We start from the raw sequence: 20,282 nt of genomic DNA on the forward strand, positions 1-20,282 counted from the left end.
TGAAGTGACTAGGTATCTGCTTCTGGCGTTGCTGGCATTTGCAGGTGGTGCAGCGGCAACGGCCGATGTAACGCTCGAGCTCGACGCAGCCGAACGTGACTGGCTGGCCGGCAACCGCTCGGTCAGCATCTGTGTCGACCCGGACTGGCTGCCGTTCGAGATGCTCAATGCCCGCGGGGAGCATGAAGGGATCGCTGCCGACCTGCTGCGGCTGGTAGCACAACGGGCGGGGCTGCAACTGGATATCGTGGCGACCAGCGACTGGGGCCAGTCGGTGGCATTCTCCCAGGCCGGCCGCTGCCAGCTGCTCAGCTTCCTCAACCAGACGCCCGTGCGCGATACCTGGCTGATCTTCACCCAGCCGCTGTTCACCGACGCCAACGTGGTCATCGCGCGGGAAGATCATCCGTACGTGGCCGATCTGTCTGCTCTCGATGACGTGACCGTCGCGCTGCCGGTCGGCACCTCCGTCGAGGAAAGCGTGCGGCGGGACTTTCCCCGGTTGCGCGTCATCAGCACCGACACGGATGCCCAGGCGCTGGCGCTGGTGAACGAGCGCAAGGCCGACCTCACCGTGCGCTCGCTGACCGTGGCTGCCTACACCATTCGCCGCGAAGGCTGGTTCAATCTGAAGATCGCCGGGCAGCTGACGAGTCTCGACAATCAGTTTCGCATCGGCGTGCTGAAGAGCGAGCCGGTGCTGCGCGACATCCTGGACAAGGCGATTGCGACGATCACCCCGGGTGAGCTGAACCAGATCGCCAACAGGCATGCGCCGATTCGCGTCGAGTCGGGCACCGACTACCGTCTGGTCGTGCAGATCGTCGTGGTCTTTTCGGTGATGCTGCTGACCAGCCTGTTCTGGATCGGCCGGCTGCGCCGGTTGAACGAGCAGCTGCAGGTCAAATCGCAGACCGATCCGCTCACCGGCCTGGCCAACCGCGCCGCCCTGGATCGGCGTTTCGCCAGGGCGCTGGAGCAGGCGCGGCGTTACAGCCGGCCGCTGTCGATCGTCATGCTGGATATCGACCATTTCAAATCCATCAACGACGAGTTCGGCCATCAGATGGGGGACCGCGTCCTCAAGGAGTTCGCTGACCTGCTGGTATCCGGTCTGCGCGGCAGTGACGCCGTGGGCCGCTGGGGTGGGGAGGAGTTCCTTCTGCTGTGCCCGGAAACTAGCAGCCAGCAGGCTGCGGCGTTTGCCGAGCGCCTGTGCGAGCAGTCGCGGGCGCTGTCTTTCAGTACTGGCCAGACGCAGACCCTCAGCGCCGGTGTCGCCGAGCTAAACGCGACGGACACAGTGGACAGCCTGCTGCGCCGTGCCGACGCCGCGCTGTACCGCGCCAAGCATGAGGGCCGGGACCGCGTCTGCTGCCATGCGCCGGACGAGCAGGCGAGCTGAGTGGCGGTGCTCAGTGCTTGCCGGGTTTGCGTAGGCGCACGTAGAGGTCCTTGCCGCCGGTGGCGCTGCTGCCCCGTGATTCCAGGTCGAAGCGCTTGGGCTGGTTGGCGATCAGGTCGCTGAGCTTCTTGCAGCCATACAGCCGCGGATCGAAGGCCGGACGCAGCTTGCTGATGTTCTGTCCGAGAGTGCCCAGCTGAATCCAGTCGTCTTCCTCCGAAAGGTCGTCGAGCACCTTGGCGATGAAGTCCACCGGCACCTGCTGACATTTGATGGTGTCGCCCTTGTCGCCGGCCTTCGGCGGTTTGCTGCTTTCTTCCACCTGCGCCGCGGCCGCGGCGAGCTTTTCCGATGACGGTGGCTCGGATGTCGTTTTGGCGGCATCGGCGCGCAGGATTTCGGTGTAGATGAACTTGTCGCAGGCAGAGACGAAGGGCGAGGGCGTCTTCTGCTCACCAAAGCCGTACACCGTCAGGCCCTCTTCGCGGATGCGCGCGGCCAGACGCGTGAAGTCGCTGTCGCTGGAAACCAGGCAGAAGCCGTCGAAACGCCGCGTGTAGAGCAGGTCCATGGCGTCGATGATCAGCGAGCTGTCGGTGGCGTTCTTGCCCGAGGTGTAGGCGAACTGCTGGATCGGCTGGATCGAGTAGTCGAGCAGCACCTTCTTCCAGCTGCCGAGGTTGGGTTTGGTCCAGTCGCCGTAGATGCGCTTGACGCTGGCGACCCCGTATTTGGCGATTTCCTCGAACAGCCCTTCGACGATGGCGGCGGGCGCGTTGTCGGCGTCGATCAGCACGGCGAGGTGCTTCTGCTTGTTCGAACTGTTGGGCTTGCTGGCCATGCTTCTTCCCTGGACTGGAGATCGCCCGACCATAACGCCGACCACCGTGCCATGGCCATAGCGGCGTGCTGCCAACGCATGCCGAGCTCGGTTAGCATGCGCGGCTTTGATCACATGGATTGCGGTGCATGGAACAGCGAGGCACGCTGAAAAGCTGGAACGACCAGAAGGGCTTCGGCTTCATTCGCCCGGAGCAGGGCGGCGAGGATGTCTTCGCGCACATCTCGGCCGTGCATGGCGAGCGTCGGCCGCTGGTTGGTGATCGTGTGCTCTACGTATCGGGGCGCGATCCCCAAGGCCGGCTACGTGCCGAGCATCTGCGGCTGGATGCGCCGCTGACGCTGGACCAGCCAGCGATTCGCCAGCGCCCGGGCAGTCAGCGCAAGCCGGACGAGCAACAGGCCCGTCCGCGCGCGACGGCGCGGGCCGCTGGCAAGCCTGCTCGCCAGTTGGTCGCCGGCAACATCCAGCAGCTTCCCCTCAAACTGGTGCTGTTCGGGCTGCTCTGTCTGCTGCCGTTGGCGGGCAGCCTCCTGCGCCTCGGTGCGGTGTTGCCGTTGGCGATCTATGCCGTCGCCAGCCTGCTGACCTTCGTCCTCTACTGGCGCGACAAGCACAGCGCGCTGAAGGATCGCTGGCGCACACCGGAAACCACACTGCATTTCTTCGAGCTGGCCGGCGGCTGGCCGGGTGCGCTCGTGGCGCAGCAGGTCTTTCGCCACAAGACCCGCAAGCTGAGCTATCAGCTGGCGTTCTGGCTGATCGTGGTGCTGCACCAGGCGTTCTGGATCGATCTGCTGTTCGTTGGTAGCGGCTTTACCCGCGAGCGGCTGGACTGGCTGTTGCGGCTGCTGTGAAACGCGAAAGCCCGGCGAATGCCGGGCTTTCGGACGAGCATCGCGGCTCAGACTTTTCTGACGAACTCGGACTTCAGTTTCATCGCGCCGATGCCGTCGATCTTGCAGTCGATATCGTGGTCGCCGTCGACCAGGCGGATGTTCTTCACCTTGGTGCCGACCTTGACCACCAGCGACGAGCCCTTGACCTTGAGGTCCTTGATTACCGTGATGGTGTCGCCATCCTGCAGCGTGTTGCCTACCGAGTCCTTGATCACCTTGTCGCTTTCGCTCGCGGCAGCCGCGCCGTCGGTGGCGGACCACTCATGGGCGCACTCGGGGCAGACCAGCATCTGGCCGTCTTCGTAGGTGTATTCGGAGTTGCATTTGGGGCAGGGTGGCAGCGAGCTCACGGCAGATCCTCAGGGGGCGGGATGCGGAAAGCCGTGCATTGTATAAGGTTTTGTTACAAATTTGGGGCCGCCGTGGAATCCAGGCTGACCGGACTCCACGTGGTTTCACGGGGTAGCGCTTACTTCACGGCGGTGAGGCGCTCGTTGCCAGCGCGTAGCTCGCTGTAGCGATGTTCCAGTTCGCGGCGGATTTCGCGGCGCTGGTAGGCCTGGGCGAAACGACGCTGCTGTTCAGGCGTCTTCGGGTTGAGCGGCGGTACCGCTACCGGTTTGCCGTCTTCGCCGAGGGCGACCATGGTGAAGAAGCAGCTGTTGGTATGGCGCACGGTCTTCTCGCGAATGTCTTCGGTGACGACCTTGATGCCGATCTCCATCGAAGTGGTACCGGTGTAGTTGACCGAGGCGAGGAAGGTGACCAGTTCGCCAACATGCACGGGCTGGCGGAATACCACCTGATCCACCGAGAGGGTGACGACGTACTGCCCGGCGTAGCGGCTGGCGCAGGCGTAGGCGACCTCGTCGAGATACTTGAGCAGCGTGCCGCCATGTACGTTGCCGGAAAAATTGGCTTTGTCCGGCGTCATCAGCACGGTCATGGTCAGCTCTGCATGTCCATCTAGCATGGGGGTTACGGCTCCTCGGTGGTGAAGGGTTGCTACTTTAGTCGAATGCCTCCTTCCTGTCTGGTGTTTCCATCAAAACGCTTCATCGATTTTTTCTATCGTCAATGCGGCAAAGGCGCGCACTTCTGTCATTTGGCGGAAAAAGCGCCAGCTACGGCATGAGTGTCCTGCTCCCTGGGCAGGGCCGGCAGCGGTCTGTGACGTGGCGCACGGATGGCGCCGGCGCCTCGCACAACAGCACTTTTGTTGACCTGTGCCGGGGTCCGCTGGCCTGGCGCTTCTTATAGTCGGATGCCCACAAAATCCCTGACTATTTCAGTAACGGATGCCTCCTCATGCGTACGCTCGCTCTTGCCCTGCTCGCCTGCTTCGTTCCGCTGACTCATGCCAGCGAGGCGGTCGTCGAGCGCTTCAACTACGTCATGGCCGATGAGCAACGGCGCGAGCAGGCCAGCCTGGCCGGTCAGGAACGCGCCGTGTTCTGTTCCTATTGCCACGGCGAAACCGGCAACAGCAAGCGCAAGCACATTCCCAATCTTGCCGGGCAGAATCCGCGATACCTGTTCCACGCCTTCGAGAAGTTCGCCAGCGGCGAGCGCACCGACTTTGTCATGTCCAAGCTGGCGCAGAATCTCAGCATGGAGGAGCGGGTGAACATCGCAGTGTTCTTCAGCCAGCAGAAGGTCAATCCGCCGGAAGGTGCGACGGATGCAGCCTTGCGCAATACCGGCGAGAAGATCTTCCAGACCACCTGCACTGGCTGCCATGGCGCGCATGCGGAGGGCATGGAGACCATGCCGCGGCTGGCTGGCCAGCCCGACGAGTACATCCGCAAGGCATTGACGCGTTTCCGCGAGAACGATCCCAGCCGCGCAGGTTCGGTGATGATTGGCGTCGCCGCGCAGCTTTCCGCGACAGACGTGGAGGCGCTGGCGGCCTATCTCTCGCAGCTGAAGCTGACGCCGGCCGAGGAGATGGCCAACATCAACCGTTTGCGCAACGTTACAGCCGCCGCTCAGTAACGCTGGATCTGCGCCGGCGTGCGGCGCATCAGTACTTCGCCATTGCGCACCGAAAGCAGGGCATGGCCCTGGGTGCGCAGCATCTCGTAGTCGTCCGGCGCCGACAGCACCAGCAGGTTGGCCGGGCGCCCCACTTCCAGTCCGTAGCGCTCGCCCAGGTTCAGCGTCCGTGCGCTGTTGTCGGTGATCAGGTCCAGGCCGCGCTGCAGGTCCTCGTAGCCGAGCATGTGACAGATGTGCAGCCCGGCTTCGAGGATGCGCAGGATGTTGCCGTTGCCCAGCGGATACCAAGGGTCGACGATGGAATCCTGGCCGAAGCAGACGTTCATTCCGGCGCGGTCGATCTCGGCCACACGGGTCAGCCCGCGGCGCTTGGGATAGGTATCGAAGCGGCCCTGCAGGTGGATGCTCTCGGTCGGGCAGGAGACGAAGTTGATCTTCGATAGCTTGAGCAGGCGGAACAGCTTGGAGCAGTAGGCGTTGTCGTAAGAGCCCATCGCCGTGGTGTGGCTGGCGGTGACGCGATCGCCCATCTCGCGCACCCGCGCTTCCTCGGCGAGCACTTCGAGAAAGCGTGACTGTGGGTCGTCGGTTTCGTCGCAGTGCACGTCCACCAAACAGCCGCTGCGCTCGGCCAGGTCCATGAGGAACTTGATCGAGCTGACGCCCTGGTCGCGGGTGTTCTCGAAGTGCGGAATGCCGCCGACCACATCGGCGCCCATGGCGATCGCCTCGGTCATCAGCTCGCGACCGCCCTTGAATGACTCGATGCCCTCCTGTGGGAAGGCGACGATCTGCAGGTCGATCAGGTGGCGGGTTTCCTCGCGCACCTCGAGCATCGATTTCAGCGCCGACAGCGTCGGGTCGGTGACGTCGACGTGGGTTCGCACATGCTGGATGCCGTGGTCGACCAGCATGTCGATGGTCTTCTTCGCCCGCGCCTTGGTGTCCTCGTGGGTGACCAGCGCCTTTCGCTCGCCCCAGCGCTCGATGCCTTCGAACAGCGTGCCGCTCATGTTCCAGGCCGGCTGGCCGGCGGTGAGGGTGGCGTCGAGGTGAATGTGCGGCTCGATGAAGGGCGGTACCACCAGATTGCTGGCGGCGTCGATATCGCCCTCGTTGGCTTCGGCTGGTGCCTGCTGCGCGCTGATGGAAGCGATGCGTGCGCCGTTTAGTTCGATGCGGTACAGGCCGCTGCGGCCGCGCAGGCGGGCGTTGAGGATGTTCATGGTGACTCCTTGATCAGCGTGCGTCGGTTTGCGTCAGCACCGTGCGCGACAGGGCCAGGCGCTGACCCTCGTACAGCACAATATAGGCTGCGGCGGCCACCAGTATGCCGACGATGGGCGCCACCCAGGGCGAGAAATAGGCGCAGGCGGCGCCCAGCACATAGGCCGCCAGGCCCAGGCTGTTGTATTTCGGCAGGCGCGCCTCGGCCAGTTTCGGGTATTGCCCGCGATGACGGTAGAAGTAGTCCGCCATGATCACGCCGCCGATGGGCGGGATGATCGAGCCGAGCAGGATCAGGAAGGGGATCAGCAGTTCGTACATGCCGCCCAGCGCCAGCAGCGTGCCGACGAAGGCGCCGCCAAGGGTCACCAGGCGGCGGCGCTCGGTGCGCAGCAGGTTGCAGCCGGCAGCGGCGAAGTTGTAGATGGTGTTGTCCTGCGTGGTCCAGAGGTTGAGAAAGAGCATGACCACCGCGGCCATCGACAACCCCTGCAGCACCAGCACTTCGACGATGTCCGGCTGCTGGTAGACGATTGCTCCGTAGGCGCCGGCGACGATCATCAGACCGTTGCCGATGAAGAAGCCGATCAAACTGGCCCATATCGCGACCTTGCTGCTGCGGGCGAAGCGCGTCCAGTTGGTGGCCTGGGTCGCGCCGCTGACGAAGGTGCCGAAGATCATGGTGATGGCCATGCCGAGGGTCAGGCTGTCGCCCGGTTGCACGGCGAGCAGCCCGTCCAGCCCGCCGACATCACGGGTGGCAGTCCACAGCGAGGCAATCAGCAGGATCAGCATCGCTGGCACCGCGATGCGCGAGAGCAGGTCGAGGCCCTTGTAGCCGACGAAGGCGGTCAGGCAGAAACCGAAACCGAACAGCACCATCAACGGCAGCGTCCAGCTTTCCGGCAACTCCAACAGCCGCACCAGGACGATGGCGATGGTCGCCGTTCCCCAGGCGTACCAGCCGATCTGGGTGAAGCCGAGCAGGAAGTCGGACAGCCGGCTGCCGACTTCGCCGAAGCAGAAGCGCCCCATCAGGACCGAGTTCAGCCCGCTGCGGCAGGCGATCAGCCCGAGCACCGCGGCATAGGCGCCGAGCAGCAGATTGCCGATCACCGCTGCCCAGAGCATGGTCTTGAAGTCGAAGGCCAGGCCGATCTTGCCGCCGGCGAACATGGTGGCGGTGAAGAAGGTGAAGCCGAACAGCAGGATGGAGGTGGACCACAGCCCCTTGCGCGCGCCGGCTGGCACTTCGCTCAGGGGGTAGTCGGTATCGACGGGCTGTTTCATCGTGGATGCTCCGCAAGGTGGATGCAGCCAGATTGCAGATGCCATGCCATTGCTGACCGATCGGCCAGCTCGGCGCGCGGCGCGATGACGCTGTCATCAAGGCTGGCCGTCGCTGGTGCAACGAGCTGGCTGCGCGCACCGGAATGGCGCCCTAGCGCGAAGCTACCGCAAGCGGAGCGACATTCTCTCCCCTGCTGGCCAGCGAGTGCGATCCCGACCAGCGCAAGGCATTGCTCCAGGCGCTGCGCGGACGTGATGCGGACCTGAGTGCCACCGACCCGCTGGGCAACAGCGTGGAAAGCCTGGCCCGCGGGGAGATCCGCACCCGCTGACTGGCTTGTCCCGGCCCCTTAGTAACTCTTGTAGGGCAGGAACTTGCCGGACAGCACGACGTTGACGCGATCGCCCTTGGGGTCGCTCTGGCGCTGGATATCCATGGAGAAGTCGATGGCGCTCATGATGCCGTCACCGAATTCCTCGTGGATCAGCTCCTTGATGGTGGTGCCGTAGACGTTGACCAGTTCGTACCAGCGGTAGATCAGCGGGTCGGTCGGCACCGCGGTGGGCAGCGAGCCCTTGTAGGGGGCGATCTGCAGCCAGGCGACGGCCTCGTCGGAGAGTTCGAAGAGCTGCCCCAGGGTTTCCGCCTGGGCCTTGTCGAAGGCCATCTGACCGAGGCAGCCGGCGGTGGTCCACTCCTTGGACATGCCGATGCTTTCGGCGACATGCGCCCACTTCAGGCCCTTGCGCACCTTGGCGGAGACGATCATCTGGGTGACCTGTTCACGACTGCTGATCATGGCGAATCCTCATCTGGCGAATGCGAGTCAATGGCCGCGCGGGCGCGGCGGGCCTCGGTCGATGCAGGTTCGGTGCCAGGGGTTTCAGTCGTATTCGGCCGCCTCGTGCTCGCCGAGCAGACGACGCTGGCGCGGCGTGGCGGGGGCCAGCACTTCGGGATTGAAGCTGAAGTGCAGGTAGGGCGAGAACTTCTGCGCCACCATGCGCCGGCCGTAGTGGATCTGCAGCAGGTAGCGGTTGCGCTCGGCGCTGCGGTTGCGGCTGCCGGCGTGCCAGAGGTCGCTGCGAAACAGCAGCACGTCGCCGGCCTTGCACAGCACCGGCTCGGCCGCGCGGCCGTGCCACTGCGTTTCGCCCGGGCGCGGCTTGCGTCCGGCGCGGTGGCTGCCGGGGATCACCAGGGTCGGGCAGAGGTCGGCGTCGATGTCGTCCAGGTACAGGTGCGCGGTGCAGACCTGCATCGGCAGCTCGAAGGTGGGGTCGGCGAGCAGGCTTTCCGGCAGCTCCATGGCCAGGTAGTCCGCGTGCAGCTCGCCGCCGATAAAGCCCGGGCGGCTGCGCCAGGCGGTCTGGCCGATGATGTGGCAGTCCGTGCCGAGCGCCGCCTCGGCCAGTTCGATCACGCCGGGCAGATCGAGAAAGCGCAGCCAGAACGGCGAGCGATTGAAGACGCACTTGAAGTGATCGTCGACCAGGCCCTGGTAATCCCAGTGGATGGGTTCGAGGCCATCGATGGCTTCGCGCAGCTCCGTGATCGTTGGCGGATCGATCACGGCGGGCAGCAGGACGAAGCCCTGTTGATGCAGGGCGGCGAGCTGTTGCTGGAGGTCGCTGGATTCAGGCATGGCGGCGCTGGCGGATGACTTTCGCTCAGCATAGGCAGCGTGAGCGCGCGTTGAAAGCCGGCTGAAAGCTTGCCGCGCTACTGTGCCGGCGCTGCTTCGGCAGCCAGCTGCGTGGTCACGAGCCGCGCGACTGTCTCCTCGCTCCGGCGTACCCGGCGGCGTCGCCAGAAGCGGCGTCACCGGCGCGCACCTTACCTAGTTCGAAACCACCCGTGCGATGGCCTTGGCCAGCGCATCCAGGCGCTCGGCATCCAGTCCGGCGACGTTGGCCCGACCGCTTTCCACCAGATACACCGAATCCTCGGCACGCAGCCGGCGTACCTGCTCGGCGGTCAGGCCGGTGTAGGAGAACATCCCGCGCTGCTGGGCGATATGCGCAAAGCGCTCGGCCAAGCCGTAGGGCATCAGCGCCTCGACCAGACCGCCGCGCAGGCTGGCGATGCGCCGGCGCATGCGCTCGACCTCGTCCTGCCAGATCTGCCGCAGCGGCTCGTCGGCGAGGATCGTCGCCACCACCGCGGCACCGTGAGAGGGTGGTGTCGACCAGAGGTTGCGTGCCAGTGAAGCGAGCTGGCTGCGTACGTCGAGCAGGCGCTCGGCATCGCTGGTGACCGCGATCAGCGCACCGGTGCGTTCACGGTAGAGGCCGAAGTTCTTCGAGCAGGAGCTGGTGATGAGCATTTCCGGCAGCGTTTCGGCGAACAGTCGAACTGCCCAGGCGTCCTCTTCCAGTCCGTCGCCGAAGCCCTGGTAGGCGAAGTCGAACAGTGGCAGCAGCTCGCGCGCACGCACCACCTCCAGCACCCGCAGCCAGTCGTCGTGATCCAGATCGAAGCCGGTGGGGTTGTGGCAGCAGGCGTGCAGCAGAACCACGTCGCCGGCCGGCACCTGCTGCAGTGCGGCGAGCATACCGTCGGCATCGAGCCGGTTGTCGGCACCGACGTAGGGGTAGTGCTGCACGCGCAGGCCAGCGGCGGCGAACAGGGTTTCGTGAATCGGCCAGGTCGGATCGCTCAGCCAGATGCTGCGCCCAGGCAGGCACTTGGCGATGAACTCGCCGGCCAGACGCAGTGCACCGGTGCCGCCCGGCGCCTGGGTGCAGCCGGCGCGCTGCTCGCCAAGGGCAATGGCGCGGCTGCCGAGCACCTGACGCAGCAGCAGGGCGCCGAACTGGGCGTCGCCGTGGCCGCCGATGTAGCTCTTGGTCTGCTCGCTATCCACCAGGCGCTGCTCGGCCAGCTTCACCGCGCGCGGGATCGGCGTCAGGCCCTGGGCGTCCTTGTAGACGCCGACACCCAGGTCGAGCTTGGCCGGGTTGGTATCGGCGCGATAGAGGTCCATCAGGCCGAGGATCGGATCGCCGGGCACGCGGGGAATCTGGCCGAAGTGCATTACTTGCGGCCCTCCGCGCTGGCGGCGAGCTGGTCAGTACGCGCGGCCATGATGAAGTCGTTGCGGTGCAGGCCGCGCATCTCGTGGCTCCACCAGGTAACGGTGACCTTGCCCCATTCGGTGAGCAGGGCGGGATGGTGGCCGACCTCCTCGGCGATGGCGCCGACGGCATTGGTAAAGGCCAGGGCGTGGCGGAAGTTGCGGAAGAGGAAGACACGCTCCAGCTCCATGTGGTCGCCGCGCACTTCGATGTTCCAGTCGGGGATTTCGCGGATCAGCTCGGCCAGTTCTTCATCGGATACCTTGGGTGCATCGGCGCGGCAGGCTTCGCACTGGGCTTGGGCGAGGGCGGTCATGGTGGTGGTCCTTTTGTTTGATGATGGAAAAGGGTAGGTGAAATCGATGCTAGGCGTGACGGTGGCCGCGTGGATAAGCCTTCGGCGTTATCCACCCTACGAGACTCGCGGGCCAGGCTGCTCCACAGGACCGTGGTCAGCGTCGGCTTCGATCCGCACGCCCTGGCCTGTCGGCCGAACGTTGGTGCCGCACAACGCATGGCCAAGCCTGCGGCGTTATCCACCCTACGCCGCCTTTGGCGGAAACTTCGGCTGGTGCAGCCCCAGGCGCATGGCCTCACGCACCATCGCCATGATGTCCTGCTGGGCCAGATCGAACAGCTGCTTGAGGTCCGGCAGGACAAAGTACAGCGGCTGCAGAATATCGATGCGATAGGGCGTGCGCATGGCTTCCCTGGCATCGAACGGCTGCCGCTCCGGCTCGGCGGACAGGCTGTAGAGCGTCTCCTTCGGCGATGAGAGGATGCCGCCGCCATAGATGCGCAGCCCGGCCGGGGTTTCCACCAGACCGAACTCGACGGTCATCCAGTACAGCCGTGCGAGAAACACCCGTTCTTCCTTGCTGGCCTTCAAGCCGAGTTGGCCATAAGTGTGGGTGAATTCGGCGAACCAGGGGTTGGTCAGCAGCGGGCAGTGGCCGAAAATCTCGTGAAAGATGTCCGGCTCCTGCAGATAGTCCAGCTCTTCCGGGGTGCGAATAAAAGTGGCGACCGGGAAGCGCTTGCTCGCCAGCAGTTCGAAAAAGCGCTGGAAGGGGATCAGTGCCGGTACGCGCTCCACCTGCCATCCGGTGGTGGCGGCCAGCACGCGGTTGATCTCGCCGAGCTGCGGGATGCGCTCGCGGGGCAGGGCGAGCTGGTCGAGGCCGTCGAGGTATTCCTGGCAGGCGCGTCCTTCGAGCAACTTCAGCTGCCGCTCGACCAGCGTCTGCCACACCGCGTGTTCGGCGTCGGGGTAATGAATGTGCCCCTGCGCGTCCGGTTCGCGGGCTACGTAGTGGGTGGTCTTCATTGTTACTCCTGGCCGCTTGGGCATTTTGTTGTTGCCCTCATTCGAACGCGAAGACGTACCCTCGGCGAGTCCCGCTGTGGCGCGATGTCGCACCTTGCTTAGTGTTGTCTGTAAGGAAAGTCTGACGTTTTCGTCAGTGGCCGGATCGGCGGCATTGCCAAGCGGCTTATCTGGCAAATAATCTTGACGGAAATTTGCGGCGTTCCAGTGAAGCGTCGCCAGCCCCACAACAAAACAACAGGGCTCCGCCATGCGTATCAAGATTCTCTGCCAGAACCGCGTCGGCATCCTGCGCGACATGCTCAACCTGCTGGTCGACTACGGCATCAACGTCGCCCGCGGCGAGGTCGGCGGCGAGCAGGGCAACGCCATCTACCTGCACTGTCCCAACCTGATGAACCTGCAGCTGCAGGCCCTGCGGCCGAAGATCGAGGCGCTGCCCGGCGTTTTCGAGCTACGCAAGGTCAGCCTGATGCCCAGCGAGCGGCATTCCCTGGAACTCAACGCGCTGCTCGGCGCGCTGGAGTTTCCCGTCCTCTCCATCGACATGAGCGGCGCCATCGTTGCCGCCAACCGCGCCGCCGCGCAGCTGCTCGGCGTGCGCGTCGACGAAGTGCCGGGCATGAGCCTGTCGCGCTACGCCGAGGACTTTGACCTGCCCGAGCTGGTGCGCGCCAACAAGGCGCGGATCAACGGCCTGCGGGTGAAGATCAAGGGCGATGTCTTCCTCGCCGACATCGCGCCGCTGCAATCCGAACACGACGACAGCGAGGCATTGGCCGGCGCGGTACTGACCCTGCATCGCGCCGACCGGGTCGGCGAGCGGATCTACCAGGTGCGCAAACAGGAGCTGCGCGGCTTCGACAGCATCTTCCAGAGCTCGAAAGTGATGGCCGCGGTGGTACGTGAAGCGCGGCGCATGGCACCGCTGGATGCGCCGCTGCTGATCGAAGGCGAGACCGGCACCGGCAAGGAGCTGCTGGCGCGCGCCTGTCACCTGTCGAGTCCGCGTGGGCAATCACCGTTCATGGCGCTCAACTGCGCAGGCCTGCCGGAGTCGATGGCCGAGACCGAGCTGTTCGGCTACGGCCCCGGCGCCTTCGAAGGCGCGCGCCCGGAAGGTAAGCTCGGTCTGCTGGAACTCACGGCTGGCGGCACGCTGTTTCTCGATGGCGTCGGCGAGATGAGCCCGCGGCTGCAGGCCAAGCTGCTGCGCTTTCTGCAGGACGGCGGCTTTCGTCGGGTCGGCAGCGACGAGGAGGTCTATCTGGATGTGCGGGTGATCTGCGCGACCCAGCTCGACCTGTCCGAACTCTGCGCCAACGGTCAGTTTCGGCAGGATCTGTATCACCGGCTCAACGTGCTGTCGCTGCATATCCCGCCGCTGCGCGATTGCCTCGACGGCCTGCAGCCGCTGGCGCTGCACTTCATCGACCAGGCCAGCCGGCAGATCGGCTGTCCGCTGCCGACGCTCTCGCCGCAGGCGCTGGAGCGGCTGGCCGGCTACCACTGGCCGGGCAACGTGCGGCAGCTGGAGAACACCCTGTTCCAGGCGGTTTCGCTGTGTGAGGGCGGCACCATCAAGCCCGAGCACATCCGCCTGCCGGGCTACGGCGCGGCGCAGCCGCTGGGCGATTTCTCCTTGGAGGGCGATCTGGCGAGCATCGTCGGGCGCTTCGAGAAGGCCGTGCTGGAAGGGCTGTACAAGCAGTTCCCGAGCAGCCGCCAGCTGGGCAAGCGACTCGGCGTGTCGCACACCACCATCGCCAACAAACTGCGCGAGCATGGGGTGGGCAAGGCGGAGGGGTGAGGTACGCCGCGCCGTCTCGGCTGGGCCCGTTTGGCCGCGCCGAGTTGATTCGTGGGCAGCCCGCGCGCTATGCCGGGGGGGCATCAGGTCTTGGGGGCGCACTTGCACATGCCCAGCATCAAGCTCAGCACTCGATGATGTTCACCGCTAGCCCGCCACGGGCGGTTTCCTTGTACTTGCTCTTCATGTCGGCGCCCGTCTGGCGCATGGTGCGGATCACCTTGTCCAGCGAGATGAAGTGGCTGCCGTCGCCACGCAGGGCCATGCGCGCGGCGTTGATCGCCTTCACCGCGCCCATGGCGTTGCGCTCGATGCAGGGCACCTGAACCAGCCCGCCGACCGGGTCGCAGGTCAGTCCCAGGTTGTGCTCCATGCCGATCTCGGCGGCGTTTTCGACCTGTTGCGGCGTGCCGCCGAGCACTTCGCACAGCGCTCCGGCAGCCATGGAGCAGGCCACGCCGACCTCGCCCTGGCAACCGACCTCGGCCCCTGAGATCGACGCATTTTCCTTGTAGAGGATGCCGATGGCCGCAGCCGTCAGCAGAAACCGCACTACCCCATCCTCATTGGCACCACGAATGAAGCGCATGTAGTAGTGCAGCAGCGCCGGTACGATCCCGGCGGCGCCATTGGTCGGCGCGGTGACTACGCGGCCGCCGCTGGCGTTCTCCTCGTTGACCGCGAGGGCGTAGAGGTCGACCCAGTCGAGTACGCTCAGCGCATCGCGCAGATTGGCTTCCGGGTGTTCGCTGAGCTGACGGTACAGCCCGGCGGCACGGCGCTGGACCTTGAGGCCGCCGGGCATGACGCCTTCGGTGCGGCAACCCGCTTTGACACAGTCCTGCATCACCTGCCAGATGCGCAGCAGACCGGCGCGGGTTTCCGCCTCCGGGCGCCAGGCCGCCTCGTTGGCCAGCATCAGCTGACTGATGGACAGCCCGTGCATGGTGCAGTGCTGCAGCAGCTCGGCGGCACTGTGGAAGGGGTAGGGCAGCGTGGTGGCGTCCTCGACGATGCGGTCGTCGCCGGCGGCCTGCTCGTCGATCACGAAACCACCGCCCACCGAATAGTATTCGCGGCTGCGCACCTGCAGGCCGGCGCTGTCGAAGGCGCGGAAGATCATGCCGTTGGGGTGGAAGGCCAGCGGCTTGCGGATGAATTGCAGGTCGTTGCTGATATCGAAGTGGATGACCTTCTCGCCGAGCAGGCGCAGTTCGCGGGATTCACGCATCGCTGCCATGCGCTGGGGAATGCTTGCGGTGTCCACGCGCTCCGGTAGCTCGCCCTCGAGCCCCAGTAGCACAGCCTTGTCGCTGCCGTGGCCCTTGCCGGTGGCACCGAGCGAGCCGTACAGCTCGACCCTGAGGTGGTGGGTGGCGGCGAGTAGTTCCTCGTTGCGCAGACCCTCGGCAAAGCGCAGCGCCGCGCGCATCGGTCCGACGGTGTGCGAGCTGGACGGGCCGATGCCGATCTTGAAAAGGTCGAAGACGCTGAGTGACATGAGGGGCTCCGCTGCGAGGCTTGTCTAAGTCTAGTGGCCTGTTTGGTAAGTTCAGTTGGTCAATTTCGGCGCCCATGGCCCCGATACTGCGTTGCTGCTCCTTACCATAGCCCGCTATGACTAGTCGCAGCGCCTTGTCTTGGAGCCATGTTCATCCGAACTTGCCTCAACCAACTCACCGCGCAGGCCACTGGACCTTCGGTGGCGCATGGATGTTGCCGGGTTTCGGCCGCGGCGCGATTCGCCGGGAGGAGGCTTCTGCGCGAACTGCTCTAGGCGCGGGTAGCCGCCGAGCCACCCCAGGGGTTGGCTTCCAGGCTGTTGTGCACGGCGGTCGCGGCCTGCGCGGCCTGGCCGATGGCGACGCTGATCTGCTTCAGGCCCATGGTCACGTCACCGATCGCATAGAGGCCACGTAGCGAAGTCTGCCGATGTTCGTCCACATTGACGCCGCCGCACTCGTCGCAGTCGAGGCCGAGCTGCACGGCGAGTTCGGAGCGAAAGCGCGCGCCGAGACTGGGGTAGATGATGTCGAAGTGGTGCTGCTCGCCGCGACAGGTCAGCAGTTCGATGCCGGTCTCGCAGGGGTGCAGGGACTCGACGCGGTCGCCGATCAGGCGAATGGCGTAGTGCTCGGCCAGGGCGATGGCCTGATCGCAGGCATCCTGCTCGCCATGCACGATCACGGTGACCCGGTCGGTGAAGGTGCGCAGGAACACCGCGTGGGTGATGGCGCTTTCCGCCTCGCCGTAGACCGCGACGTTGTCGCCATCGACCTCGTAGCCATCGCAGATCGCGCACAGCCGCACCTTGCCTTCGTCGATGGCCTTTTCGACTCCAGGCATGTCCGGCAGCGTGTCCTCGATTCCGGTGGCGAGAATGATCCGCCGCGTTATGCACAGGCGATCGCCGTAGCGCACGCTGAAGCCTTCGGCGTGGGGCTCGATGTGCTCGACGTGGCCCTGTTCGAGGCGGGCGCCATAGCCGCTGGCCTGTTCGCGCAGCCTTGCCAGCAGGTCGTTGCCGTTGATGCCCGGAGGAAAGCCCGGGTAGTTGCGCGAGCGCGGAATCCACGAAGCCCGGCTCGAGCCGGCGTCCACCACCATGCAGCTGCGTCGGAAGCGCGCCAGGTACAGTGCCGCGGTGAGGCCCGCGGGGCCGCCGCCGACGATCAGGCAGTCGATCACGATGGGTTGCGGGTCGGTTTGTGCGGGCGTCATTGCATTGGCCGGTGGCGGGGCGTTGCCAGTAGAAGCCGGCGGCGGCGATAAAGTTCGCCGAGGTTGAACGATGCAATGTTCGGTTTTGAGAGCTGGTCGGAGCTTCGAGCCTTGTGCCAGAGCCGCTGATGGCCAACACTTCGCGACTCGATGACCGGGCATATCCAACCGATACTGAACAGTCACCGCCATTCCAATAAAGATCAGCCTGCGAATTCGTTCGCCGTGCGCTGATCCCGCGCTACACATCTCGGCAGCGCCCTACCAGGCGTGGGCTGAACCACATCCAATCGCAAAACCACTCGAACGGAGCTCACGAGGCGCCGTGCCGAGCTTATTTCCCGTGGGGGTAAAAAGTTGTTCAAGTCTCTGGTTGTTGCGCCCTGTGCGGCGCTGTTCCTGCTGTTGTCGCCAGTCATCACGCAAGCCGCGGAACCCATCGTCATCAAGTTCGCCCACGTGGTCGGCGACGACACGCCGAAGGGCAAGGGCGCGCTGCTGTTCCAGAAGCTGGTGCGCGAGCGCCTGGCCGGCCAGGTCGAGGTCGAGGTGTACCCGAATTCGACGCTGGTCGGCGACGCCGACGAGATGCAGGCACTGCTGGACAACAAGGTGCAGATGCTGGCGCCCTCGCTGTCCAAGTTCATCGAGTATTCGCCGAAGCTGGAAGTGTTCGACCTGCCGTTCCTGTTCGACGACGAGGCGGCCGTCGCGCGTTTCCAGAAGCGCGAAACCAGCCGCGAGCTGCTGCGCTCGATGGCCGATCGGGGCATCTACGGGCTGGCCTACTGGAATAACGGCCTCAAGCAGCTGTCGGCCAATCAGCCGCTGCGCAATCCGGCCGATGCGGCGGGTCTGGCGTTCCGTATCCAGCCGTCGCCGGTGCTCGAGGCGCAGTTCGCCGCGGTGGATGCCAAAGCCGTGCGCCTGCCGTTCTCCGAGGTGTCCAAGGCGATGCAGAGTGGCACCGTGCAGGGCACCGAGGGGCCCTGGTCGAACATCCGCGGACAGAGCGGCAGCAGCCAGCAGAGCTATGTCACCGAAACCAACCATGGCGTGCTCAACTACATGCTGGTGACCAACTCCAGGTTCTGGACCAGCATTCCCTTTGCGGTGCGCTCGGAGCTGGACGGCATCCTGCTCGAGGTCACCCAGACGGTGAACGCCGAGGCCGCCTCGATCAACGCGCGTGAACGCGAACAGCTGCTCGCCAGTGGCGGCGCCACGCTGGTCACCCTGACGCCGGAGCAGCGCCAGGCCTGGCGGGCGAAGATGCAGCCGGTGTGGAAGTCGTTCGAGGCGCAGATCGGCAGTGACATCCTGCGCGCGGCGCTGACCGTCAATCGTCGCTGACCCGACAGCTCCGGCCTCTGCTGCCGGAGCGTTCCCGCAGGCCCTGTGGCAAAGCCTGCCGAATTACGACCAAAGTCTCGTTTTGAGAGCTGGTCGGGCTTTTTCGGCCTTGTGCCGCACGCGTTGATCACTAAGACTTTCGTCTGGCTGGCGACGGCTCTCGCGCCGATTTCCTCGCCAGCCACATTCCAATAAAGGCCAGCCGGCGACTGCCACACGCGCTGATCTGGCCGCCTCAGATAAAAGACCGGCTGCGCGCCTGCGCCAGCCCAGGCCTTATCAAAATCGATCAACTACTCGAACGGTGCTCACGAGGCGCCTTCGGGCTTTTCCCGTTGGGGGTCAGATGTACAAGTCTTGTGTCGCTGCGCTGATCGCAGCCCTGTATTGGTTGAGTGCTCCGGCGATGGCCGCCGATGCGCCGATCGTCATCAAGTTCGGCCACGTGGTGGCGGACGACACGCCCAAGGGCAAGGGCGCGCTGCTGCTCAAGAAGCTGGTCGAGGAGCGCATGGCGGGCAAGATCAAGGTCGAGGTCTATCCGAACTCGACCCTGGTCGGCGATGCCGAGGAGATGCAGGCGCTGTTCGACAATAAGGTGCAGCTGCTGGCGCCGTCGATGTCGAAGTTCGCGCCTTATACCAAGAAACTGCAGCTGTTCGACCTGCCCTTCCTGTTCGATGACGCCGAGGCGCTGCAGCGCTTCCAGAAGCGCGAGGCGGCGCGTGAGTTGCTGCGCTCGATGGCGACTCATGGCGTTTACGGTCTTGCTTACTGGAACAACGGGCTGAAGCAGCTTTCCGCGACCGCTCCGCTGCGCAAGCCGAGCGATGCCAGCGGGCTGGCGTTCCGCATCCAGCCGTCGCCTGTACTCGAAGCGCAGTTCGCTGCAGTCGGTGCCAAATCCATCGTACTGCCATTCGCCAAGGTCTATGAATCGCTCAAGGGCGGCGTGGTCCAGGGCGCAGAGAACCCCTGGTCGAACATCCTCAGCCAGAATATGCACAGCGTTCAGCCGTACATCACCGAAACCAATCACGGTGTGCTCGACTACATGCTGATCACCAACAACGAGTTCTGGCTAAGCATGCCTTTTGCCGTGCGTTCCGAACTGGAAGGCATCATCCTCGAAGTCACCCAGGCGGTGAATCGCGAGGCGGCGGCGGTCAATCGCCGCGATCGTGAACGCATCCTCGCCAGCGGCAGCAGCCAGCTGATCACCCTGACGCCGGAAGAGCGCCAGGCCTGGCGCGAGCAGATGCTGCCTGTCTGGAAAACCTACGAGGCGGAAATCGGCGCCGACCTGATTCGCGCGGCCATGACGGTCAACCGTCGCCGTTGATCCTTCTGCTCAGCTCGCCGGCCAGGCAGGCCGGCGAGCTGGGGCTCTCCAGTCGCTCCGTTTGTTCCTCCAGCCATTCGGCCAGCACCTGGGCATTGTTCTGCTGCTCGTCCTGGGCGGCGTAGATCAAAGTCAGCGTGTCGCGCCCGGCCATCTCCAGTAGCGCCCACCAGTGTTCGGGGTGGCCGGCCAGTTCGTCCCGATAGCGCTGGCGAAACGTCGCAAACCCGATCTCCCCGCCCTTGAACGCCTTGCGCAGTGCCGTGGAAGGCGCCAGGTCCGGCAGCCATGCGTGCAGCGCCAGGGTGTCCTTGCGGCAACCTCTTGGCCACAACCGGTCGACCAGTATGCGCTGGCCGTCTTCCAGCGACGGCGGTTCGTATGCGCGTTTGCACTGGATCATCAGTACCTCCGGAGCCTGCCTCTGAGTCTAGGTAAAAGATACTGAAGCGCCAGGGTAAAAAATACTCTATGAATGGTTTTTATGACTTATAGCTGGCTGGTCATATCTACCCTTAATTTATTATCTATCTGATTTTATTGGGTTAAATATTGGGCACGCTTCGTGAAGAAGAGAGTGGGTGCAACTCATTACTCGATAGGAGCGTGACATGAAAAAGGCAATGGTTCTGATGGCAGCAGCAGCGATTCTGGCAAGCGGTCTGGCCAGCGCAGACGAGGTTCTGGAAGTCCACGAAGACCGGGCGGTCGGCGGCGGTTTCGGTGGGCTCAGTGGCTTCATGCTCGGAGCTGCGGCGGGTGGCCCGGTCGGGGCGCTGGTCGGTGGCGGCATCGGCTACCTGATGGGGCAGGGCGCGCAGCATGCTGCCGGGCTCGAACAGACGCTGTATGTGGTCAAGCGCGAAGATGGCAGCGTTGCTCGCATTCGTACATCTGATGACCGCTTCCTGCAGGGGCAGCACATAGAACGTGACGGCGCTCGGATCACCGCGGCGGCGAAATGACGGCGGGCAGGTAGTCCCGCGGCGGG

The 20,282-nt window shown here is 64.7% G+C and carries 20 protein-coding genes; 7 read left to right on the plus strand and 13 right to left on the minus strand.

Annotation, left to right across the window (positions count from 1 at the left end; translation table 11 throughout):
• Nucleotides 1-4 precede the first annotated feature (4 nt).
• Nucleotides 5-1,405, plus strand: a complete 1,401-nt coding sequence (locus LLJ08_RS03460; protein WP_031297565.1) for a diguanylate cyclase — start codon at nucleotides 5-7, stop codon at nucleotides 1,403-1,405.
• A gap of 10 nt (nucleotides 1,406-1,415) precedes the next feature.
• Here the strand turns inward: LLJ08_RS03460 and LLJ08_RS03465 are convergent, their stop codons facing one another.
• Entirely contained in the window at nucleotides 1,416-2,246 is an 831-nt protein-coding gene (locus LLJ08_RS03465; RefSeq protein ID WP_023445044.1) for an NYN domain-containing protein, read from the minus strand.
• Between the two features lie 128 nt (nucleotides 2,247-2,374).
• Here LLJ08_RS03465 and LLJ08_RS03470 point away from each other — a divergent pair, with 128 nt between their 5' ends.
• The gene (locus tag LLJ08_RS03470; RefSeq protein WP_023445043.1) at nucleotides 2,375-3,103 is read left to right on the plus strand and encodes a DUF1294 domain-containing protein; all 729 of its coding nucleotides are present in this window, start codon (nucleotides 2,375-2,377) and stop codon (nucleotides 3,101-3,103) included.
• Between the two features lie 47 nt (nucleotides 3,104-3,150).
• On the opposite strand, the gene LLJ08_RS03475 is transcribed toward LLJ08_RS03470, so the two are convergent.
• Both LLJ08_RS03475 and LLJ08_RS03480 read right to left on the minus strand, forming a co-directional pair.
• Entirely contained in the window at nucleotides 3,151-3,495 is a 345-nt protein-coding gene (locus LLJ08_RS03475; RefSeq protein ID WP_023445042.1) for a zinc ribbon domain-containing protein YjdM, read from the minus strand.
• A 119-nt stretch (nucleotides 3,496-3,614) separates the two neighbouring features.
• Complete coding sequence (locus tag LLJ08_RS03480) at nucleotides 3,615-4,118, minus strand: acyl-CoA thioesterase (RefSeq protein ID WP_042927133.1); 504 nt, start codon at nucleotides 4,116-4,118, stop codon at nucleotides 3,615-3,617.
• Nucleotides 4,119-4,453: 335 nt separating this feature from the next.
• On the opposite strand from LLJ08_RS03480, the gene LLJ08_RS03485 reads away from it, so the two are divergent.
• Nucleotides 4,454-5,140: a c-type cytochrome gene (locus LLJ08_RS03485; protein WP_023445041.1), complete on the plus strand. Its 687-nt coding sequence runs from the start codon at nucleotides 4,454-4,456 to the stop codon at nucleotides 5,138-5,140.
• Here LLJ08_RS03485 and codA read toward each other — a convergent pair.
• The 7 genes from codA to phhA form a co-directional block, all read right to left on the minus strand.
• A complete protein-coding gene (gene codA, locus LLJ08_RS03490; protein ID WP_228208223.1) occupies nucleotides 5,134-6,369 on the minus strand; it encodes a cytosine deaminase in 1,236 nt (411 codons plus the stop codon). The genes LLJ08_RS03485 and codA overlap by 7 nt on opposite strands.
• 13 nt (nucleotides 6,370-6,382) lie before the next feature.
• Nucleotides 6,383-7,660 (minus strand): cytosine permease, encoded by a 1,278-nt coding sequence (gene codB / locus LLJ08_RS03495; protein ID WP_228208224.1) that lies wholly within the window; start codon nucleotides 7,658-7,660, stop codon nucleotides 6,383-6,385.
• A gap of 350 nt (nucleotides 7,661-8,010) precedes the next feature.
• On the minus strand, nucleotides 8,011-8,460 hold the full coding sequence (gene cynS, locus LLJ08_RS03500) for a cyanase (protein ID WP_013984013.1): 450 nt from the start codon (nucleotides 8,458-8,460) through the stop codon (nucleotides 8,011-8,013).
• 84 nt (nucleotides 8,461-8,544) lie between these two features.
• Complete coding sequence (locus LLJ08_RS03505) at nucleotides 8,545-9,306, minus strand: phytanoyl-CoA dioxygenase family protein (protein ID WP_228208225.1); 762 nt, start codon at nucleotides 9,304-9,306, stop codon at nucleotides 8,545-8,547.
• 195 nt (nucleotides 9,307-9,501) lie between these two features.
• Nucleotides 9,502-10,698 (minus strand): amino acid aminotransferase, encoded by a 1,197-nt coding sequence (locus LLJ08_RS03510; RefSeq protein ID WP_228208226.1) that lies wholly within the window; start codon nucleotides 10,696-10,698, stop codon nucleotides 9,502-9,504.
• A complete protein-coding gene (locus LLJ08_RS03515; protein ID WP_011914586.1) occupies nucleotides 10,698-11,054 on the minus strand; it encodes a 4a-hydroxytetrahydrobiopterin dehydratase in 357 nt (118 codons plus the stop codon). The genes LLJ08_RS03510 and LLJ08_RS03515 overlap by 1 nt, the downstream gene beginning before the upstream one ends.
• A 225-nt stretch (nucleotides 11,055-11,279) precedes the next feature.
• On the minus strand, nucleotides 11,280-12,065 hold the full coding sequence (phhA, locus tag LLJ08_RS03520) for a phenylalanine 4-monooxygenase (protein WP_104099076.1): 786 nt from the start codon (nucleotides 12,063-12,065) through the stop codon (nucleotides 11,280-11,282).
• A gap of 250 nt (nucleotides 12,066-12,315) precedes the next feature.
• On the opposite strand from phhA, the gene LLJ08_RS03525 reads away from it, so the two are divergent.
• Nucleotides 12,316-13,875 carry a sigma-54-dependent phenylalanine hydroxylase transcriptional regulator PhhR gene (locus LLJ08_RS03525; protein ID WP_044314357.1) on the plus strand — a complete coding sequence of 520 codons (1,560 nt, stop codon included), beginning with the start codon at nucleotides 12,316-12,318 and terminating at the stop codon, nucleotides 13,873-13,875.
• Nucleotides 13,876-13,999: 124 nt separating this feature from the next.
• On the opposite strand, the gene LLJ08_RS03530 is transcribed toward LLJ08_RS03525, so the two are convergent.
• On the minus strand, nucleotides 14,000-15,376 hold the full coding sequence (locus LLJ08_RS03530; RefSeq protein ID WP_228208227.1) for an L-serine ammonia-lyase: 1,377 nt from the start codon (nucleotides 15,374-15,376) through the stop codon (nucleotides 14,000-14,002).
• A 272-nt stretch (nucleotides 15,377-15,648) separates the two neighbouring features.
• Entirely contained in the window at nucleotides 15,649-16,596 is a 948-nt protein-coding gene (locus tag LLJ08_RS03535) for an NAD(P)/FAD-dependent oxidoreductase (RefSeq protein WP_228208228.1), read from the minus strand.
• 357 nt (nucleotides 16,597-16,953) lie between these two features.
• On the opposite strand from LLJ08_RS03535, the gene LLJ08_RS03540 reads away from it, so the two are divergent.
• Together LLJ08_RS03540 and LLJ08_RS03545 are read left to right on the plus strand one after the other, a co-directional pair.
• Nucleotides 16,954-17,949 (plus strand): TRAP transporter substrate-binding protein, encoded by a 996-nt coding sequence (locus tag LLJ08_RS03540; protein ID WP_090522369.1) that lies wholly within the window; start codon nucleotides 16,954-16,956, stop codon nucleotides 17,947-17,949.
• A 346-nt stretch (nucleotides 17,950-18,295) separates the two neighbouring features.
• Nucleotides 18,296-19,291, plus strand: a complete 996-nt coding sequence (locus LLJ08_RS03545) for a TRAP transporter substrate-binding protein (protein WP_272877193.1) — start codon at nucleotides 18,296-18,298, stop codon at nucleotides 19,289-19,291.
• On the opposite strand, the gene LLJ08_RS03550 is transcribed toward LLJ08_RS03545, so the two are convergent.
• Nucleotides 19,275-19,694 carry a DUF488 domain-containing protein gene (locus LLJ08_RS03550; protein ID WP_228208229.1) on the minus strand — a complete coding sequence of 140 codons (420 nt, stop codon included), beginning with the start codon at nucleotides 19,692-19,694 and terminating at the stop codon, nucleotides 19,275-19,277. The genes LLJ08_RS03545 and LLJ08_RS03550 overlap by 17 nt on opposite strands.
• Nucleotides 19,695-19,902: 208 nt before the next feature.
• Here LLJ08_RS03550 and LLJ08_RS03555 point away from each other — a divergent pair, with 208 nt between their 5' ends.
• Complete coding sequence (locus LLJ08_RS03555; RefSeq protein ID WP_042927114.1) at nucleotides 19,903-20,256, plus strand: hypothetical protein; 354 nt, start codon at nucleotides 19,903-19,905, stop codon at nucleotides 20,254-20,256.
• Nucleotides 20,257-20,282 lie beyond the last annotated feature (26 nt).

The organism is Stutzerimonas chloritidismutans (assembly GCF_020783375.1).
Classification (GTDB): Bacteria; Pseudomonadota; Gammaproteobacteria; order Pseudomonadales; family Pseudomonadaceae; genus Stutzerimonas; species Stutzerimonas kunmingensis.

Coding starts and splice junctions, on each gene's coding strand:
- codB (WP_228208224.1), bottom strand. CDS start 7,660: ATGAAACAGCCCGTCGATACCGACTACCCCCTGAGCGAAGTGCCAGCC.
- codA (WP_228208223.1), bottom strand. CDS start 6,369: ATGAACATCCTCAACGCCCGCCTGCGCGGCCGCAGCGGCCTGTACCGC.
- LLJ08_RS03480 (WP_042927133.1), bottom strand. CDS start 4,118: ATGCTAGATGGACATGCAGAGCTGACCATGACCGTGCTGATGACGCCG.
- LLJ08_RS03470 (WP_023445043.1), top strand. CDS start 2,375: ATGGAACAGCGAGGCACGCTGAAAAGCTGGAACGACCAGAAGGGCTTC.
- LLJ08_RS03530 (WP_228208227.1), bottom strand. CDS start 15,376: ATGTCACTCAGCGTCTTCGACCTTTTCAAGATCGGCATCGGCCCGTCC.
- LLJ08_RS03515 (WP_011914586.1), bottom strand. CDS start 11,054: ATGACCGCCCTCGCCCAAGCCCAGTGCGAAGCCTGCCGCGCCGATGCA.
- LLJ08_RS03545 (WP_272877193.1), top strand. CDS start 18,296: ATGTACAAGTCTTGTGTCGCTGCGCTGATCGCAGCCCTGTATTGGTTG.
- LLJ08_RS03525 (WP_044314357.1), top strand. CDS start 12,316: ATGCGTATCAAGATTCTCTGCCAGAACCGCGTCGGCATCCTGCGCGAC.
- LLJ08_RS03510 (WP_228208226.1), bottom strand. CDS start 10,698: ATGCACTTCGGCCAGATTCCCCGCGTGCCCGGCGATCCGATCCTCGGC.
- LLJ08_RS03485 (WP_023445041.1), top strand. CDS start 4,454: ATGCGTACGCTCGCTCTTGCCCTGCTCGCCTGCTTCGTTCCGCTGACT.
- LLJ08_RS03535 (WP_228208228.1), bottom strand. CDS start 16,596: ATGACGCCCGCACAAACCGACCCGCAACCCATCGTGATCGACTGCCTG.
- LLJ08_RS03505 (WP_228208225.1), bottom strand. CDS start 9,306: ATGCCTGAATCCAGCGACCTCCAGCAACAGCTCGCCGCCCTGCATCAA.
- cynS (WP_013984013.1), bottom strand. CDS start 8,460: ATGATCAGCAGTCGTGAACAGGTCACCCAGATGATCGTCTCCGCCAAG.
- LLJ08_RS03550 (WP_228208229.1), bottom strand. CDS start 19,694: ATGATCCAGTGCAAACGCGCATACGAACCGCCGTCGCTGGAAGACGGC.
- LLJ08_RS03465 (WP_023445044.1), bottom strand. CDS start 2,246: ATGGCCAGCAAGCCCAACAGTTCGAACAAGCAGAAGCACCTCGCCGTG.
- LLJ08_RS03555 (WP_042927114.1), top strand. CDS start 19,903: ATGAAAAAGGCAATGGTTCTGATGGCAGCAGCAGCGATTCTGGCAAGC.
- phhA (WP_104099076.1), bottom strand. CDS start 12,065: ATGAAGACCACCCACTACGTAGCCCGCGAACCGGACGCGCAGGGGCAC.